This is a genomic window from Pseudoalteromonas sp. SIMBA_162 (genome assembly GCF_046535955.1).
Taxonomy (GTDB): Bacteria; Pseudomonadota; Gammaproteobacteria; order Enterobacterales; family Alteromonadaceae; genus Pseudoalteromonas; species Pseudoalteromonas marina.
The window spans coordinates 1-268 of record NZ_JAWJBQ010000471.1 but is presented as its reverse complement, the minus strand read 5'-3'; the positions used below and the strand labels follow the sequence as shown (position 1 = coordinate 268).

Below are 268 nucleotides of genomic sequence, written 5' to 3'. Positions count from 1 at the left end.
CACGCGGATCTGGAACTGCTCGTCCAGCCGCACCGCTTCGTGCTCGATGCCGTACAGGCCGCAATACACCGGGTAGAAGCTGTAGCTGATGTCCGGGAACAGCAGCGGTTTTTCCTGCTGCAGCAGGCCGTGAAAAATGTGCGCCAGGACTTCGTCGGAACCGTTGCCGAGGAACACCTGGTTACCCTGCACCCCGTAATAGCTGGCCACCGCCTGCTTGAGCAGGTCGCTGTTGGGGTCGGGGTACAGGCGCAGGTTGTCATTGAGC

Annotated in this window: 1 protein-coding gene; it reads right to left on the bottom strand. The window is 61.2% G+C overall.

Going from position 1 to position 268, the window contains the following annotated elements; genetic code table 11:
* On the bottom strand, window positions 1-268 hold a 268-nt coding region (locus R0J88_RS20535; RefSeq protein ID WP_410900957.1), incomplete at both ends, for an aminotransferase class I/II-fold pyridoxal phosphate-dependent enzyme.